Below are 14,672 nucleotides of genomic sequence, written 5' to 3'. Positions count from 1 at the left end.
TTATTTAGTTATAAAAAAAATCGCCAAAAAATATTTTTGGCGATTTTTTTTGATTTTAACGCAACCTTTTTTGATTACTCAGACTATTAAATAATACTCTAAATTATTTAAAATGAAAAAAAGGATTCATCTATTTATTATTTCCCTATCTGTATTGTTTATAAATAGCTGCGAATATTCATATAATCAATTCCCTCTTGAAAATGAAACCCCTCCTATTTTTGTTCCGGATATAATTATTTCAGAAGAATCTCCATACGATCCAAACCAAACAGGAAGTGCTTGTAATAGTGCTTTAAAAAAAACTTCATCATCTGAGTTAATAAATTTAATTACAATCCCTGATAGTTTACCTAATATTATTGATCTATCAACCGATATGCCACCGGTTAGAAGTCAAGGTCATCAAGGAAGTTGTGTAGCATGGGCTACAAGCTATTATTTAAAAAGTTATCAAGAAAAAACACAACATAACTATGAGTACAGCTCATATAAAGATGTAATGAGCCCTTCTTTTGTCTATAACCAAACTAAAGAAAACTCAAACTGTTTATCAGGATCTAACATTCAAAATGCTCTAGAACTTTTAAAAAGTCAAGGAACAACTAGTTGGAAAGAGTTTCCTTATACAGATATCGCTTGCTCAACTTTACCTACTAACAAGCAACTTGCTTTAGCTGAAAAAAATAAAATAAAAGAATATTATTACGTGAGTGTTCCTGATACAATTACTCAAAAAAGATACACTCTAATAAACCTAATAAAAACATTACTCAACCAAAAACAACCTGTTGTAATTTCAATGGACTTTGAAAATCTAGTTTTCGAAAATCAAAAGGGACAATATATTACCAATACTTATAGCAAAAACCCTATTGAAGGGCTTTGTGGACATGCAATTTTAATAGTTGGATATGATGATACTATGAATGCCTTTAACATTGTTAATTCCTGGGGAACAAACTGGGGTAACGAAGGGTATTGTTGGGTTAATTATAATTTTTTTCTTAAAAAAAACAACAAAGACTACCAAAAAGGGCTTACTAGTGCTTATGTAGCATATGATGCAGATTAACTAAACATAAAATAATTAAAAATGAAAAAACTAACACTATTAGCATTATTATTTTTCTCAATTCAAATATTTATTAGCTGCTCAGAAGAAAAATTGAATCTAAACTTTATAGAAAAACCATCAATTATAAATTCTTCTCAAAAAACTTTTACCTCAATAAAAATTAACTCAAAGCATAACAGTAATAATTTAATTGAATATGGTATTTGTTGGAGCCTAGAACCGAAACCAACTATAAATGATTATACATTTATTGAAGATAAATCTAAAAAAAATTATATCACAAAAATTGAAGGATTATTAGTTAATACAACTTATTATTTCAGGTCATTTATTAAAACTCAGAAAGATATATTATATAGTGAAGAAAAAGTATTTGCTACATTACCTTTTAAAAATACAATTTGGAAAATGCTAACTATTTATCCTAAAAATAATTATAAAATAAATTCAGAAGTAGAGTTTTATGAAAACAATTCCACAAAATTTGAGGAGTTAACAGATAATGGAGTACGTTTATATAAAACATATGGAACCTGGTCTTTAAATGGAAATACTTTAACATACATATTCAATGGTAACAAACCAGAATTAAATAAATGTACTTATATATACACAGGAACACTAGATGAAATGACATTAAGAGGTACATATAAACATGTGTATCTTTCACCAGGTATATGGAATGCTGTAAAACTATAAATCATTTCTCTATTTAATATTATTTATATTGTATCTCTTCTTAATTAAAATTACATATATATATGTTAAAGAAATAAAACATTGGAATTAGAAAAATTAATTAATTCTTGTATAAAAAAAGAGCATCAAGCACAGAACGCACTTTATAAACTATATAAAGATGTATTATTTGGTGTATCCTTAAAGTATTGTATAAATAGAGAAGAAGCACAAGACAATCTTCAAGATTCATTCATTGAAATTCTAAATAATATAAAAAAATTTAATAACAAAGGATCTTTTGAAGGTTGGATGAAAAGAATTACAATTAATAAAGCTATTGACAAATACAAAAAAAACATAAAATCAAACACTCCTCTAAAAGACATACATTTAAAAGCTAATATAGAAATACCTCCAATAAAAGAAATACCATTGTCCATCATATTAAAATTCATTCAAGAATTACCAGATCAATATAGAATCTGTTTCAATTTATATGAACTAGATAATTACTCACATAAAGAAATATCTACAATGCTTTCTATATCAGAAGGAACTTCTAAATCTAATTTATTTAGAGCAAAAAAAGTATTAAAAAACAAAGTTCTAAACTATAAAAAAACAAACAATTCACATGAATAATAATAAAGAGATAGGTGCTGTTTTTAAAGATAGGTTAGAAGGCTACAAAGATACTCCTGATGATTTTGTTTGGGCAAATATTACATCAGAACTTAATCAAAAAAAGAAAAACTGGACAAAAAGAATAATCATCATATTAATTTTAGTAAGCTTGTTAGCGTTAACAATACATTTAAAACTAAAGAAAACAGCTTTAAAATCGATAGATAAAACAGAAAAACTCAACAATAATAATCCACTTGAAATCATACAAAAAGAAAAAGCACTAGCCAGCTATATAAGCATAGAAGACAAGAGAAAAGGGAAAGAAAATAATTTAACTTCTAAAAAAGCTAAACATAAAAGTATTGATAAGAAAGTTGCTCTAACACATGAAACAACACTAATATTTAAACATGGTATTAATACTAAAAAAAGTTATACTAAGCTTAAAGCCATGGGTATTAAACCATATAAGAACACAAACTCTATTTACATACTAAATAAAAATACCTATAAAAATCAATCAAAAAAAAGTAAAAGTAAAATAAGTATCACTGCAAATTTTGGAGTTAACCACTTTAGTTCATTAAGTAATTTAAATGATATTTATAGCAATAAACTTGGATCAAATACAACAAATAATTCCTTCTCCTATAACTATGGAATGTATTTTAATTACAGAATTAACAATAATCTTTTAATAAGGCTTGGTATACAAAAGCTAAGATTAAAAAACAGTATCAACAACATTCAAACAAAAAACATCAACAATCAAATTTCAACAACTCTAAAACAATCTGGAATATCATTCATTAGCAACAATAATGATATTTTTAATTTTATTGGCAATGATAATTTATTTAATATAACTCAAGAGCTTAACTATTTAGAATTTCCATTAGAAATGAAGTATCAAATTTTAAAAGGGCGTTATAATTTAAGTACCATAATTGGATACAGCATGATATATCAAGAAAACAACACCATATATATAAGTACTTCTAAAAATGAAAAACTCGATATTGGTTATAACAATTTATTTAATGATAAAGCGAGCTCATTAAACCTAGGAGTTTCTTCAGAGTTGAATTTATTTAAAAATACTTATTTAAATTTGGAATTAAATTATAAAAAGTATTTCAACTTACAAAATAAATCAGCAGGCCTACCTTACAGTATAGGTCTGCAAATTGGCTTTAACTATAAATTTTAATTAAATTTTTCACTTTAAAAAAATTAAAAAGCTAAAAGGCTACCAAGAATTGGTAGCCTTTTGAATTAAGAGATTTTTTTATAAATCAAGATCTAATTCCCCAATTACGATCTTAGCAAAAAACCTTACTCTATTAAGAAATTCAATTATAAAACAATTAAATTTTACTTTACCCTACCTAAAAAGCAATTTTTTTTAATCTAAATAAACTTAAATTAGTTTAGTAGAGATTAGTTGTTTTTTTATTTCTCTGTATGCTCGTTTTTTTTGCCCATTAGAGATTTTAAAAGGCAAGGATATAATTAACCCGATTAATTCAAGTAATTGCGATATTTTTTTCATTATTTTCATTCTTACTTCCATTTAAATTAGTAAAACAGTTAAAAACTAATTATAGTAGTATAACTAATTAAAAGTGTTTTACCCTACTTTTATAAAGTTAGCATAATGGTATTTAAGCATTACTTATTAATTGAATCAATTAGAATAAAAATCATACTTTAATATTCTAAAAAAATAAAACTCTTCTTTATCTCTATATTCTTTTATATTTTATTTTTCTTTGCATTCTACAAATGAAAATACAACGAATTACATACCTTTCATTAGGAACTAACCAAGGAGACAAGTTAAAAAATCTTCAAAATGCAATTGATGTAATTGCAAATAAAGTTGGATCAGTACTAAAAGTTGCTTCTATATATGAAACTCCTTCCTGGGGGTTTAGTAGTAAAAACTTTTATAATACTAGCATTAAAGTCTCTACCTATCTACCACCAGAAACATTAATTACAACACTTCTCAAAATCGAGAATGATTTAGGTAGAGTAAGGAATGATAATAATGGATATTCTGATAGAGTTATTGATCTTGACATTCTTCTTTTTGACGATGAAATTATTTTTTCAAAAAACTTAATAGTTCCTCATCCAAGAATGTTAGAGCGAAAATTCGCCCTTGCTCCACTGGTAGAGATTGCAAAAAATGTAATTCATCCTATTGAAAAAATAAAATTAACTGATTGTTTAAATAACTGTTCAGATACTTCAGATATAAAGACTATTCCTGAAAAGCTAAACAGACCTATACCAATTACTGAAAAATATAATTACATAGCTATTGAAGGTAACATTGGAGCAGGTAAAACATCGTTAACAAAAATGATGGCAGATGAATTTAATGCAAAAATAGTATTAGAACGTTTTGCTGACAATCCGTTTTTACCTAAATTTTATAGCGACAATGAACGATATGCTTTTCCTTTAGAAATGAGCTTTTTAGCAGATCGTTATCAACAACTTTCAGAAGATTTAGCTCAGTTTGATTTATTTAAAAACTTTATAGTTTCAGATTATTATATCTTTAAATCATTAATTTTTGCTCAAATTACTCTTCAGAATGACGAGTACACTTTATACAGGAAGATGTTTGACATGATGTATAAAGAAATTACAAAGCCAGATCTTTATGTTTATTTGTATCAAAACACAACACGTTTACTACAAAACATAAAGAAAAGAGGACGTGATTATGAACAAAATATAGAAGCAAGTTATTTACAAAAAATCCATGACGGTTATAGTAATTTTATAAAAACTCAATCAGATCTTAATATTTTAATTATTGACGTTTCTAATTTAGATTTCGTTAATAATACAGAAGATTATGAATTTATAATTAACAAAATAAAAAACCATACTTCATAAAAAAAAGCAACTTAAAAGTTGCTTTTTTTTATTTCTTTACTAATTCCAATTTTTCTGCAAAATAATCGCAAAAATCTCTCATAGTAGCACTCATTTTCTCATCATTTGTAGCTCTTTCAAATGATCCTGCCATAGATACTAAGGTTTGATGAAAAAACTGCTTCATTTCATCAACAGGCATGTCTTTAGTCCACAAATCCATGCGTAAAGTGTCTTTTTTCTTATGATCCCAAACAGATAACATAATTGCTTTAGATTCTTCATTTTTAATCCCACCGTCTTCAGCATTCCATGAAATTTCTTCAGGGATTCTATTTTCGTCTAATCCTACTGTAAATGCTATTTCTGATTTATGTACTACACTCATTATCTCCTTGGTTTATATTTAGATTTTTTAAAGATTTCCTCTTCGCTTGTTCGTATTAACTGATGCAAAGATACATCATTCTTATCCATATATGACCTAACAATTTGCCATCCAATCCACTCTCCTATCCTTCCTGGTGACAAGTTATCTTCCTCTTTATAAAATTTAGAAAATGGAGCTATTTCCAAAAATCTTCTGTCCAAACTTTTATCGGTACTAAACAACAAATCTTTTTCTATAAAATACTGCCATATTTCTTCTTCATTATTTTTTGCCCAACTATATTTCAACGCATTATAACCTATCTTTATTCTATCATCAATCATAGGCACATAGGCATCTAATAAGTACATCTTTTTTCCTTTGTCTACCATCTTATCTACAAAAGTTCTTCCCTTCCCTATCAATACTTGTTTATTTATAATAGAATTAGCAACATCTATTATTATTCGATCTTTAGTATTATTTTGCTTAATATATGCTGGATATTCTCCATAAAACTCATGTTTTTCTCCTAAATAAGAATCTAATGAAATTAACATCAAACTATCAGCATACACAACTCTATGATCATAATCAATATTTGTAAGCATGGTAACTACCTTAGGACTCTTAAATTTCGTGTTATAATATTTTACATACTTAAACAATAACGCTAACTCATTTTTTAAAACATCTATATTATTGTACTTTTTTTGAACTTCAACAAATAATTCTTGTTCATCTTTATCTTTCCTTTTCTTTAACCAAACACTATCATGTACACCAAAAGGAAATAAAAAAGGATAATATTGTTTCAACTCATTTAGCTGTTTTTCATGTGAATTGTAAAAATCTACATCAAACCTATCAAGCTTAAAATTTATTGAAATATTAGACACATCAACCTCATCTTTACTTCCGTTTTTACAAGAAAAAAACAACACTGTTATCAAAAAAAGGGCTAAAAACTTTTGCATTAACTTTAGTATATTTACATTCAAATTTACAACGTCGAAATTACTAAAATAGTTTCACCAAGTAAAAACTTATACACACAAATACTTATAGAATGGATACACCTAAAGTTGCTGAGCATATTATTAAATGGTTAAAAGATTACGCTACTAATGCAAAAGTTAGTGGTTTTGTTGTTGGAATTTCAGGAGGAATAGATAGTGCAGTTACATCTACCCTATGCGCTGAAACGGGTTTAACAACATTGTGTGTCGAACTACCAATACACCAAGCTACTTCTCAAGTAAATAGAGCTAATGAACATATAAAACAACTAAAAGAACGATTTAAAAATGTTAGCGAAACTGAAGTTAATTTAACAAGTACTTTTGAAAATTTTAAAACAGTAGTTCCACAAATCACTTCATCTCCTAAAGTAGATTTAGCACTGGCAAATACACGTGCTCGTTTACGTATGACTACGTTATACTATTTTGCTGGATTACACGGTTTATTAGTTGCTGGAACTGGTAATAAAGTAGAAGATTTTGGAGTAGGTTTTTTTACTAAATATGGTGATGGTGGTGTAGATTTAAGCCCCATTGCAAATTTAGTAAAATCAGAAGTTTACAAACTTGCTGAATATTTAGAAGTTCCAACATCAATTCAAAAAGCACAACCTACAGATGGCTTATTTGGAGATAGTAGAACCGATGAAGATCAAATTGGAGCTTCATATGATGAATTAGAATGGGCTATGGACATGCAGGAAAAGGGTAAAATTAGCACTGATTTCACTGGTAGAAAGTTAGAAATATACAAAATATACACCCGACTCAACCGAATAAACCAGCATAAGATGATACCTATACCTGTTTGCGAGATTCCAAAAGACTTAAAGTAAATTTGCAGATACCATCTGCTGCTTTATTCTCTTGTACGCTCGTTTTTTTTGACCATTTGAAATTTTAAAGGGGAGTAAAATAATTAGCCTAATTAATTCGAAAATTTGTAAAAATTTTCTCATGATTATTTGTTATGATTAGTTTTCTTTATTCTTTTCGAGGGCAATTTACAAAAAAAAAGATAAAACGTATTTTTTTACACAAAGGAAAAACACCTTTTATCTTTTTTTTATTTTTTAAACTACTCTATTAAGTTTTTCAAAAAGAAGTTTTTTAAGCTCTGTATAATTACTAATCTCTTCTAAGTCAGGAACTGCTTGCTTTTCTTGTATATCCTGAAGTATACCCTCTATTTTCTTTTCTATTAACACTCTTCTTAAATTCAAAATAGCATCAGTAACTAATTTTGGCAATATTTTAGCAGTTTCGGTAACAAAAACTTCTTTTCGTTCCCAACTACTTAATGTATATTTTTCTTCATCCATTAAAATATTAGTTACTAAACTCGAGATATTAGTATTTTCATGCATTATTAGCTGATCAATTACTATTTTTTCTTTTTGATTTAATTGATGTACTAATTCATAATAGGTTAACCTAAACAATTCATTTGAAAATTCAATTTCATCTTCTTGTAAATTCAGGTACAATTCATTTGATACTGAATTTTGGTATTCTTCTTTTTCTAGCATAGGTCTTCCATGCTTATCAACAACATCTACCCAGTTAATAAAATCAATCACCTCGTTTCCATACAACAACAAAATTCGTATAATTTCTTTTTCTAGAATTGTTAATTGATCTATTTTTTGCGCACCTTTACCTGAAGCTTTCCCTTTAACAAGCTCCATTTTTGTTTTTTCAGAAGCTCGTTGAGTAGATTGAGTAGAGTTTTTACTTGCTCCTTTATTTATTAACTGAGCTAACTCACTAAATAAAACTCGTTCGGAAATATCCATAATTCTGGCACATTCTTGTACATACACCTCTTTCTGGATACCATCTGGAATTTTAGAAATACTAGTAACAATATCTCGAATTAAACCTGCTTTTTTTACTGGATCATTTTTTGCCTCCTCCATTAAAAGAGACACTTTAAATTCAATAAAATCTTGTGATTTTTCTTCTAAGTAACTTTTCAACTCTGCTGTAGAATGTGCTTTAGCAAAACTATCAGGGTCTTCACCTTCAGGGAAAGAAACAACTTTCACATTCATTCCTTGCTCCAAAATTAAATCTATACCTCTAAGAGAAGCTCTAATTCCTGCAGCATCTCCATCAAAAAGAACCGTTATATTTTTTGTTAATCTATTTACCAATCGAATTTGATCGGGAGTTAATGCTGTACCAGAAGAAGCTACTACATTTTCAACCCCTGACTGGTAAAAAGAAATAACATCAGTATACCCTTCTACTAAGAAACAATTATCTTGCTTTGCTATTTCTTTTTTAGCATGATAAAGTCCGTATAAAATTTTACTTTTATGATAAATTTCACTTTCTGGTGAGTTTAAATATTTAGCTGCTTTTTTATCATTAGTAAGTATTCTTCCTCCAAATCCTAAAATTCTACCAGACATACTATGAATAGGAAACATTACTCTCCCTTTAAAACGGTCAAACTTCCTATCTTGAGCACCACCTTCTTTTACTATTGTTAATCCTGTAGATTTTAAATATTTTAAATCATAGCCTTTAGCTAATGCAGCTTTTGTAAAATTATCCCATTCATCTTTACAATATCCTAAGTCAAATTTTTCGATAATATCTTCTCTAAAACCTCTTTCTTTGAAGTAAGACAAACCTATTGCTCGTCCGTTTTGACTATTCATTAATAAATCATGAAAATAATCTTTTGCAAATTTTGAAACTAGAAACATACTTTCACGTTCATTCATTTGCTCTTTTTGCTCATCAGACTGCTCAGTTTCTTCAATTTCAATATTATACTTTTTAGCTAGCCATCTAATTGCCTCAGGATAAGTATAATGTTCATGTTCCATTAAAAATGAAATAGCATTCCCTCCTTTTCCTGTACTAAAATCTTTCCATATTTGTTTTACTGGAGATACCATAAAAGAAGGGGTTCTTTCGTCTGTAAAAGGACTTAATCCTTTAAAACTACTTCCTGACTTTTTTAATTGTACAAACTCTCCTATTACCTCTTCTACCTGGGCAACTTCAAAGACTCTGTCGATTGTTTGTTGAGTAATCATATAGTATAAATATGGCCTGCAAAGATACTAGTTTTACCTTTTTCTTGTCTTTAAAAATTAAGCGAGTTGACACTTTAATTTTTTTAAAGCATATTAAATATATAAATTTGACCCCAAATTCTATACATTTATGAAATTAATTAATACTTTTTGTATTTCAATCTTATTTACAATCAGTTTATTTTCGCAGGAAACAATTATAATACCTGATATTGGTTTTGAAGAGGCTTTAATAGATTTAAACATTGATACTAACGGTTTAAATGGAAATATTTTAGTTAGTGATGCACGATATGTTGTAAACCTAAATATTAATACTCCTTTGGATAATAAATTATTACCTAATGTTAATTCTAAAATAAAAAATTTATCAGGTATTGAACACTTTCCAAACTTAAAACGTTTAGATTGTTATGGTAATGAAATTACTAAACTAGACCTTTCTAAAAACACTGAAATTACTTTTTTAAACTGTAGTGATAACAAAATTGAAACTTTAGATTTAAGCAACAATCCAAATTTATTTTCTGTAAGTTGTGACAACAATAAATTAATCTCTTTAAAACTTGGCGATAAACCTACTATGAGGGATTTATATTGTAATGACAATAAACTTACTGAACTAAGTATTAAAAATTGTACTGCTTTAGAAAACTTTGATGCAAGTAATAATAAGCTTCAAAAAATTCTAATTAACAAAGAAACCTATTCTAAATATTCAGAAGGTTGGTATAAGGATAGCTCAGTAGCTTATCTTGAAAACATGGAAGCTAGCGCACCTATACAAATTACTAAAGTAGAAAGTACTCCTAAAACGACTAGCACACCAAAAACTATTACGACTGAAAAAAGTAATCAATCTACTGAAACAGCGGCTAACTATTATGAAAAGTTTCAACTATCAGTAATTACAGAATATGACAAATTACTTTTAGCTCCTTCTCATCTTGATAACAAGAAACTTGAAGTTCAACAAAAATATAGTTTAGATGGTAGTCAATTTAGTCAATGGATAGCTGAATATTCAAATTTAACTAACACTAACAAAACTGTTATAAAAACGAATACTGCTGTTTATTTTTCAAAGTTTAAACATTTAGCCGTTAATGAATATGAAAAATTAGTTTTAAACCATTCGTATTTACAAAGTAAAAAAGAAGAAATACAACAAAAATATAATTTAAACCCTGGTGATCTTACTAAATGGATAGATCAGTTTGGTACTCCTTCTTTAAAAGCAAAAACAGCACCTCAAAAAGAAAGTACTGAAAGCTATTATTTGAAATTTAAAAAATCTGTTGTTGGTGAATATGAAAAATTAGTTTTAAACCATTCATATACACAAAGTGTTAAAAGTAAAATACAACAGAAGTATAACATAACTGCTGCTCAGCTTTCAGAATGGATAGTTAAACATAGTAAAGTTAAAGCGCTTTAAAAAGCACATTTTTTAACATAAAAAAGCCTCATTTTATTAAAAATGAGGCTTTTTTTTATTGTTTTTTTTACTTAAGAAGCTGCTCTTAATTTTGTTAAAGCATTTTTAGTAAGTTTATTTTCTGCATACGCTACGTCAACAATAAATTCTTTGTCATCTGTACTTGGAAGCTCAAACATGGCATCTGTTAAAATAGCCTCACATAATGATCGTAAACCACGTGCTCCTAATTTATATTCAACAGCTTTTCCTACAATAAACATTAATGCTTCTTCTGTCATAGAAAACTCTACATCATCCATCGCAAATAACTTGGTGTATTGTTTAATAATCGAGTTTTTAGGCTCTGTTAAAATAGCACGTAATGTTTTAGCGTCTAACGGATTCATATAACTTAACACTGGCAAACGACCTATAATTTCAGGTATTAAACCAAAGTTTTTTAAATCTGAAGGAATAATGTATTGTAGTAAATTACTTTCATCAACCTTATCTTCATCTATAGAAGCACTGTACCCAACAGCTTGCATATTTAAACGCTTACTTATAATTCTATCAATTCCAGAAAAAGCTCCTCCTGCTATAAATAAAATATCTTTAGTATTAACTTCTATAAATTTTTGTTCAGGGTGCTTTCGTCCACCTTTAGGTGCAACATTTACAACAGCTCCTTCTAAAAGCTTTAATAAAGCTTGTTGCACACCTTCTCCTGAAACATCTCTAGTAATTGATGGATTATCTCCTTTACGAGCTATTTTATCTATTTCATCAATAAAAACAATTCCTCGTTCAGCTTTTTCTACATCATAGTCAGCAGCTTGTAATAAACGACTTAAAATACTCTCTACATCTTCTCCTACGTATCCTGCTTGCGTTAAAACAGTAGCGTCTACTATTGAAAATGGAACATTTAACATTTTAGCAATTGTACGTGCTACTAATGTTTTACCTGTTCCTGTTTCACCAACTAAAACAATATTTGACTTTTCAATTTCAACTTCATTCTCATCATCTTTAGTTTGCAATAATCTTTTGTAATGATTATATACAGCTACAGACATTGACTTTTTAGTTTGACTTTGACCTATGATATATTCATCTAAAAAAGCTTTAATATCTTTTGGCTTTTTTAAGGTTAAATCACTTGACAAGCTACTCGTTTTAGCTTCTGCTACTTCCTCTTCAACTATTCCATGAGCTTGTTCAATACACTTATCACAAATATGTGCATCTAAACCTGCTATTAATAAATCTGTTTCTGGTTTTTTTCTACCACAAAAGGAACATTGTAAGTTTTCTTCTTTCGACATTATTCTTGCTTTATTGTATTGTTGTCGTTATTTAAATAAGAATATTACTATACTTCTTTATTTATAATAACTTCAGAAATTATTTTCTAGTTAAAATTTCATCAACCATTCCATATGCTTTTGCTTCATCAGCTTTCATCCAATAATCTCTATCAGAATCTTCATGAACTTTATCAAAAGGTTGCCCAGAGTGGTGAGAAATAATATTATATAATTCTGTTTTTAATTTTCCTATTTCTTTTACTGTTATTTCCATATCAGAAGCTTGCCCTTGAGCCCCTCCTAATGGTTGGTGAATCATGATACGTGAATGAGGTAAAGCTGAACGTTTACCTTTTTCTCCAGCACACATTAATACAGCTCCCATAGATGCTGCCATACCTGTACAAATTGTAGCTACATCTGGTTTTATAAACTGCATCGTATCGTAAATTCCTAAACCAGCATATACTCCTCCTCCTGGAGAATTAATATATATTGAAATATCTTTAGTAGCATCCACACTTTCTAAAAATAATAATTGCGCTTGAATTACATTCGCTACTTGATCATTAATACCAGTACCTAAAAATATAATTCTATCCATCATTAAACGAGAAAAAACATCCATTTGCGTAATGTTTAACTGGCGCTCTTCCATAATATATGGCGTTAAGCTACTAGTTACTTTACCTAAGTATGTACTATTTATTCCATGATGCTTTGTTGCGTATTTTTCAAACTCTTTTCCGTAATCCATTGTAAAATGTTTTTCTGGTTATAAAGATGTAAATATAAGAACATTTACATTAATATTATAGCCATCTTTTGTAACAAAAAAACCTGAACAATATGTTCAGGTTTTTAAACAATGTTATTGTTTTTTATTTTTTATCTACGTTGTAAACTTCTTTAATGAAATCTTCATAAGATACTTCTTTAGTATCAAATTTCATATTTCCTTTAAAGAAAGTTACTAATTTTTGAGACATTAATTGTTCTTGTAAACGACGTGCTTCATCTTGATTAGATAAAATTCTTCCTGCGATTTCATCTAACTCTTTTTCTTCAGGATTAGCATTACCAAACTGAGCCATTTGAGTTCTTATAAAACCTTTAGCATAATCAGTTAACTCTGCATAATCTAATTTAATATCGTTATCTTTCATAATCTTTCCTTCGATTAATTGATAACGTAATCCTTTTTCAGACTTTTCATATTCAGCTACAGCTTCTTCAGCAGTTAATTGCTTTTCACCTGCAGTTTGTAACCATTTTTGTAAAAACTCTTTAGGTAAATCAAACTTAGTATTTTCTACTAAAGTTTCAGTTACTGAGTTTAATAATTGTTGATCTGCTTGTTGTTGAAATTGCTTTTCTGCGTCTTCTTTAATTTTATCTTTTAAATCAGTAACAGTTTTAACACTTCCATCAGCAAAAAGTTTTTCAAATAACTCTTGATCTAATTCTGCTTTTTCTGTAACATTAATTTCTTCAACAGTAAATGTTACTTTTACATCTAAGTCATGTGCTTCATCATGAGAAACTCCTAAAATTTGCTCTAACTTATGGTCATCAGCAAAAAGCTTTTTCGTTTCTAATTCAACAACATCACCAACTTTGGTTCCTATTAATTTTTTTTCGTTTTTCTTTCCTTTTAAATCGTTAACTAAAAAAGTAGCTTTTTTGTTAATTTCTTTTTCTTCGTTAACAAAAGTTCCTGTAACATTTGAATGCTCTTCTGCTACTTCTTGAGTTATAACATTACCGTAACGGCTTTGAATATTCTCAACTTCTTTTTCAATTAATTCATCAGTAGCAACAATATTATATTGCTTTACTTTTTTAGATTTTAAATCTACATCAAATTCTGGCGCTAACCCTAACTCAAATTCGAAAGAAAATTGTTCAGAATCCCAAGAAAAGTTTTCATTTACTTTTGGTAATGGATTACCTAAAATATCTAACTTCTCTTCTACTAAAAATTTATTTAACGATTCTTGTAAAAGCTTGTTTACTTCATCAATCATTACAGATTTACCATATTGCTTCTTTACCATTCCCATTGGTACATTACCTTTCCTAAATCCTGGAATGTTAGCTGTCTTACGGTAATCGTTTAATATTTTTGTTACTTTTTCTTTATAATCGTCTGCAACAATATCAACTTTTACAACTGCATTTAATGCATCTACGTTTTCTTTTGTTATGTTCATCTT

The 14,672-nt window shown here is 28.0% G+C and carries 13 protein-coding genes; 7 read left to right on the top strand and 6 right to left on the bottom strand.

Going from position 1 to position 14,672, the window contains the following annotated elements:
* Positions 1-112 precede the first annotated feature (112 nt).
* The 5 genes from BLV71_RS09195 (at position 113) to folK (ending at position 5,302) form a co-directional block, all read left to right on the top strand.
* A complete protein-coding gene (locus BLV71_RS09195) occupies positions 113-1,075 on the top strand; it encodes a C1 family peptidase (protein WP_093870261.1) in 963 nt (320 codons plus the stop codon).
* Positions 1,076-1,096: 21 nt separating this feature from the next.
* A complete protein-coding gene (locus tag BLV71_RS09190; protein ID WP_093870260.1) occupies positions 1,097-1,777 on the top strand; it encodes a hypothetical protein in 681 nt (226 codons plus the stop codon).
* A gap of 81 nt (positions 1,778-1,858) precedes the next feature.
* A complete protein-coding gene (locus tag BLV71_RS09185) occupies positions 1,859-2,401 on the top strand; it encodes an RNA polymerase sigma factor (protein WP_093870259.1) in 543 nt (180 codons plus the stop codon).
* Positions 2,394-3,596: a hypothetical protein gene (locus BLV71_RS09180; RefSeq protein ID WP_093870258.1), complete on the top strand. Its 1,203-nt coding sequence runs from the start codon at positions 2,394-2,396 to the stop codon at positions 3,594-3,596. The genes BLV71_RS09185 and BLV71_RS09180 overlap by 8 nt, the downstream gene beginning before the upstream one ends.
* A gap of 575 nt (positions 3,597-4,171) precedes the next feature.
* On the top strand, positions 4,172-5,302 hold the full coding sequence (folK, locus tag BLV71_RS09175) for a 2-amino-4-hydroxy-6-hydroxymethyldihydropteridine diphosphokinase (protein WP_093870257.1): 1,131 nt from the start codon (positions 4,172-4,174) through the stop codon (positions 5,300-5,302).
* 28 nt (positions 5,303-5,330) lie between these two features.
* Here the strand turns inward: folK and gldC are convergent, their stop codons facing one another.
* Both gldC and gldB read right to left on the bottom strand, forming a co-directional pair.
* Positions 5,331-5,669, bottom strand: a complete 339-nt coding sequence (gene gldC, locus BLV71_RS09170) for a gliding motility protein GldC (protein WP_093870256.1) — start codon at positions 5,667-5,669, stop codon at positions 5,331-5,333.
* On the bottom strand, positions 5,669-6,628 hold the full coding sequence (gldB, locus tag BLV71_RS09165) for a gliding motility lipoprotein GldB (protein WP_093870255.1): 960 nt from the start codon (positions 6,626-6,628) through the stop codon (positions 5,669-5,671). Before gldB ends, gldC begins: the two co-directional genes overlap by 1 nt.
* Before the next feature lie 92 nt (positions 6,629-6,720).
* On the opposite strand from gldB, the gene nadE reads away from it, so the two are divergent.
* Positions 6,721-7,509, top strand: coding sequence for an NAD(+) synthase (nadE, locus tag BLV71_RS09160; protein WP_093870254.1), 789 nt, complete (start codon positions 6,721-6,723; stop codon positions 7,507-7,509).
* A gap of 237 nt (positions 7,510-7,746) precedes the next feature.
* On the opposite strand, the gene dnaG is transcribed toward nadE, so the two are convergent.
* Positions 7,747-9,726 (bottom strand): DNA primase, encoded by a 1,980-nt coding sequence (dnaG, locus tag BLV71_RS09155; protein ID WP_093870253.1) that lies wholly within the window; start codon positions 9,724-9,726, stop codon positions 7,747-7,749.
* Between the two features lie 130 nt (positions 9,727-9,856).
* On the opposite strand from dnaG, the gene BLV71_RS09150 reads away from it, so the two are divergent.
* Entirely contained in the window at positions 9,857-11,164 is a 1,308-nt protein-coding gene (locus tag BLV71_RS09150) for a leucine-rich repeat domain-containing protein (RefSeq protein ID WP_093870252.1), read from the top strand.
* Positions 11,165-11,235: 71 nt separating this feature from the next.
* Here BLV71_RS09150 and clpX read toward each other — a convergent pair whose 3' ends face one another.
* The 3 genes from clpX to tig form a co-directional block, all read right to left on the bottom strand.
* Positions 11,236-12,474, bottom strand: coding sequence for an ATP-dependent Clp protease ATP-binding subunit ClpX (clpX, locus tag BLV71_RS09145; RefSeq protein WP_093870251.1), 1,239 nt, complete (start codon positions 12,472-12,474; stop codon positions 11,236-11,238).
* 79 nt (positions 12,475-12,553) lie between these two features.
* Positions 12,554-13,213, bottom strand: a complete 660-nt coding sequence (gene clpP / locus BLV71_RS09140) for an ATP-dependent Clp endopeptidase proteolytic subunit ClpP (RefSeq protein WP_093870250.1) — start codon at positions 13,211-13,213, stop codon at positions 12,554-12,556.
* A 124-nt stretch (positions 13,214-13,337) separates the two neighbouring features.
* On the bottom strand, positions 13,338-14,669 hold the full coding sequence (gene tig / locus BLV71_RS09135) for a trigger factor (protein ID WP_093870249.1): 1,332 nt from the start codon (positions 14,667-14,669) through the stop codon (positions 13,338-13,340).
* Positions 14,670-14,672: the final 3 nt, after the last annotated feature.

This window comes from Tenacibaculum sp. MAR_2010_89 (assembly GCF_900105985.1).
Lineage (GTDB): Bacteria > Bacteroidota > Bacteroidia > Flavobacteriales > Flavobacteriaceae > Polaribacter > Polaribacter halocynthiae.
The sequence above is the reverse complement of the archived record's forward strand: the minus strand, read 5'-3'. Positions and strand labels throughout refer to the sequence as shown.

What these genes read in the sequence shown, in the direction of transcription:
- BLV71_RS09195 (WP_093870261.1), top strand. Translation starts at nt 113, where the DNA reads ATGAAAAAAAGGATTCATCTATTTATTATTTCCCTATCTGTATTGTTT.
- BLV71_RS09190 (WP_093870260.1), top strand. Translation starts at nt 1,097, where the DNA reads ATGAAAAAACTAACACTATTAGCATTATTATTTTTCTCAATTCAAATA.
- BLV71_RS09180 (WP_093870258.1), top strand. Translation starts at nt 2,394, where the DNA reads ATGAATAATAATAAAGAGATAGGTGCTGTTTTTAAAGATAGGTTAGAA.
- folK (WP_093870257.1), top strand. Translation starts at nt 4,172, where the DNA reads ATGAAAATACAACGAATTACATACCTTTCATTAGGAACTAACCAAGGA.
- gldC (WP_093870256.1), bottom strand. Translation starts at nt 5,669, where the DNA reads ATGAGTGTAGTACATAAATCAGAAATAGCATTTACAGTAGGATTAGAC.
- gldB (WP_093870255.1), bottom strand. Translation starts at nt 6,628, where the DNA reads ATGCAAAAGTTTTTAGCCCTTTTTTTGATAACAGTGTTGTTTTTTTCT.
- nadE (WP_093870254.1), top strand. Translation starts at nt 6,721, where the DNA reads ATGGATACACCTAAAGTTGCTGAGCATATTATTAAATGGTTAAAAGAT.
- dnaG (WP_093870253.1), bottom strand. Translation starts at nt 9,726, where the DNA reads ATGATTACTCAACAAACAATCGACAGAGTCTTTGAAGTTGCCCAGGTA.
- BLV71_RS09150 (WP_093870252.1), top strand. Translation starts at nt 9,857, where the DNA reads ATGAAATTAATTAATACTTTTTGTATTTCAATCTTATTTACAATCAGT.
- clpX (WP_093870251.1), bottom strand. Translation starts at nt 12,474, where the DNA reads ATGTCGAAAGAAGAAAACTTACAATGTTCCTTTTGTGGTAGAAAAAAA.
- clpP (WP_093870250.1), bottom strand. Translation starts at nt 13,213, where the DNA reads ATGGATTACGGAAAAGAGTTTGAAAAATACGCAACAAAGCATCATGGA.
- tig (WP_093870249.1), bottom strand. Translation starts at nt 14,669, where the DNA reads ATGAACATAACAAAAGAAAACGTAGATGCATTAAATGCAGTTGTAAAA.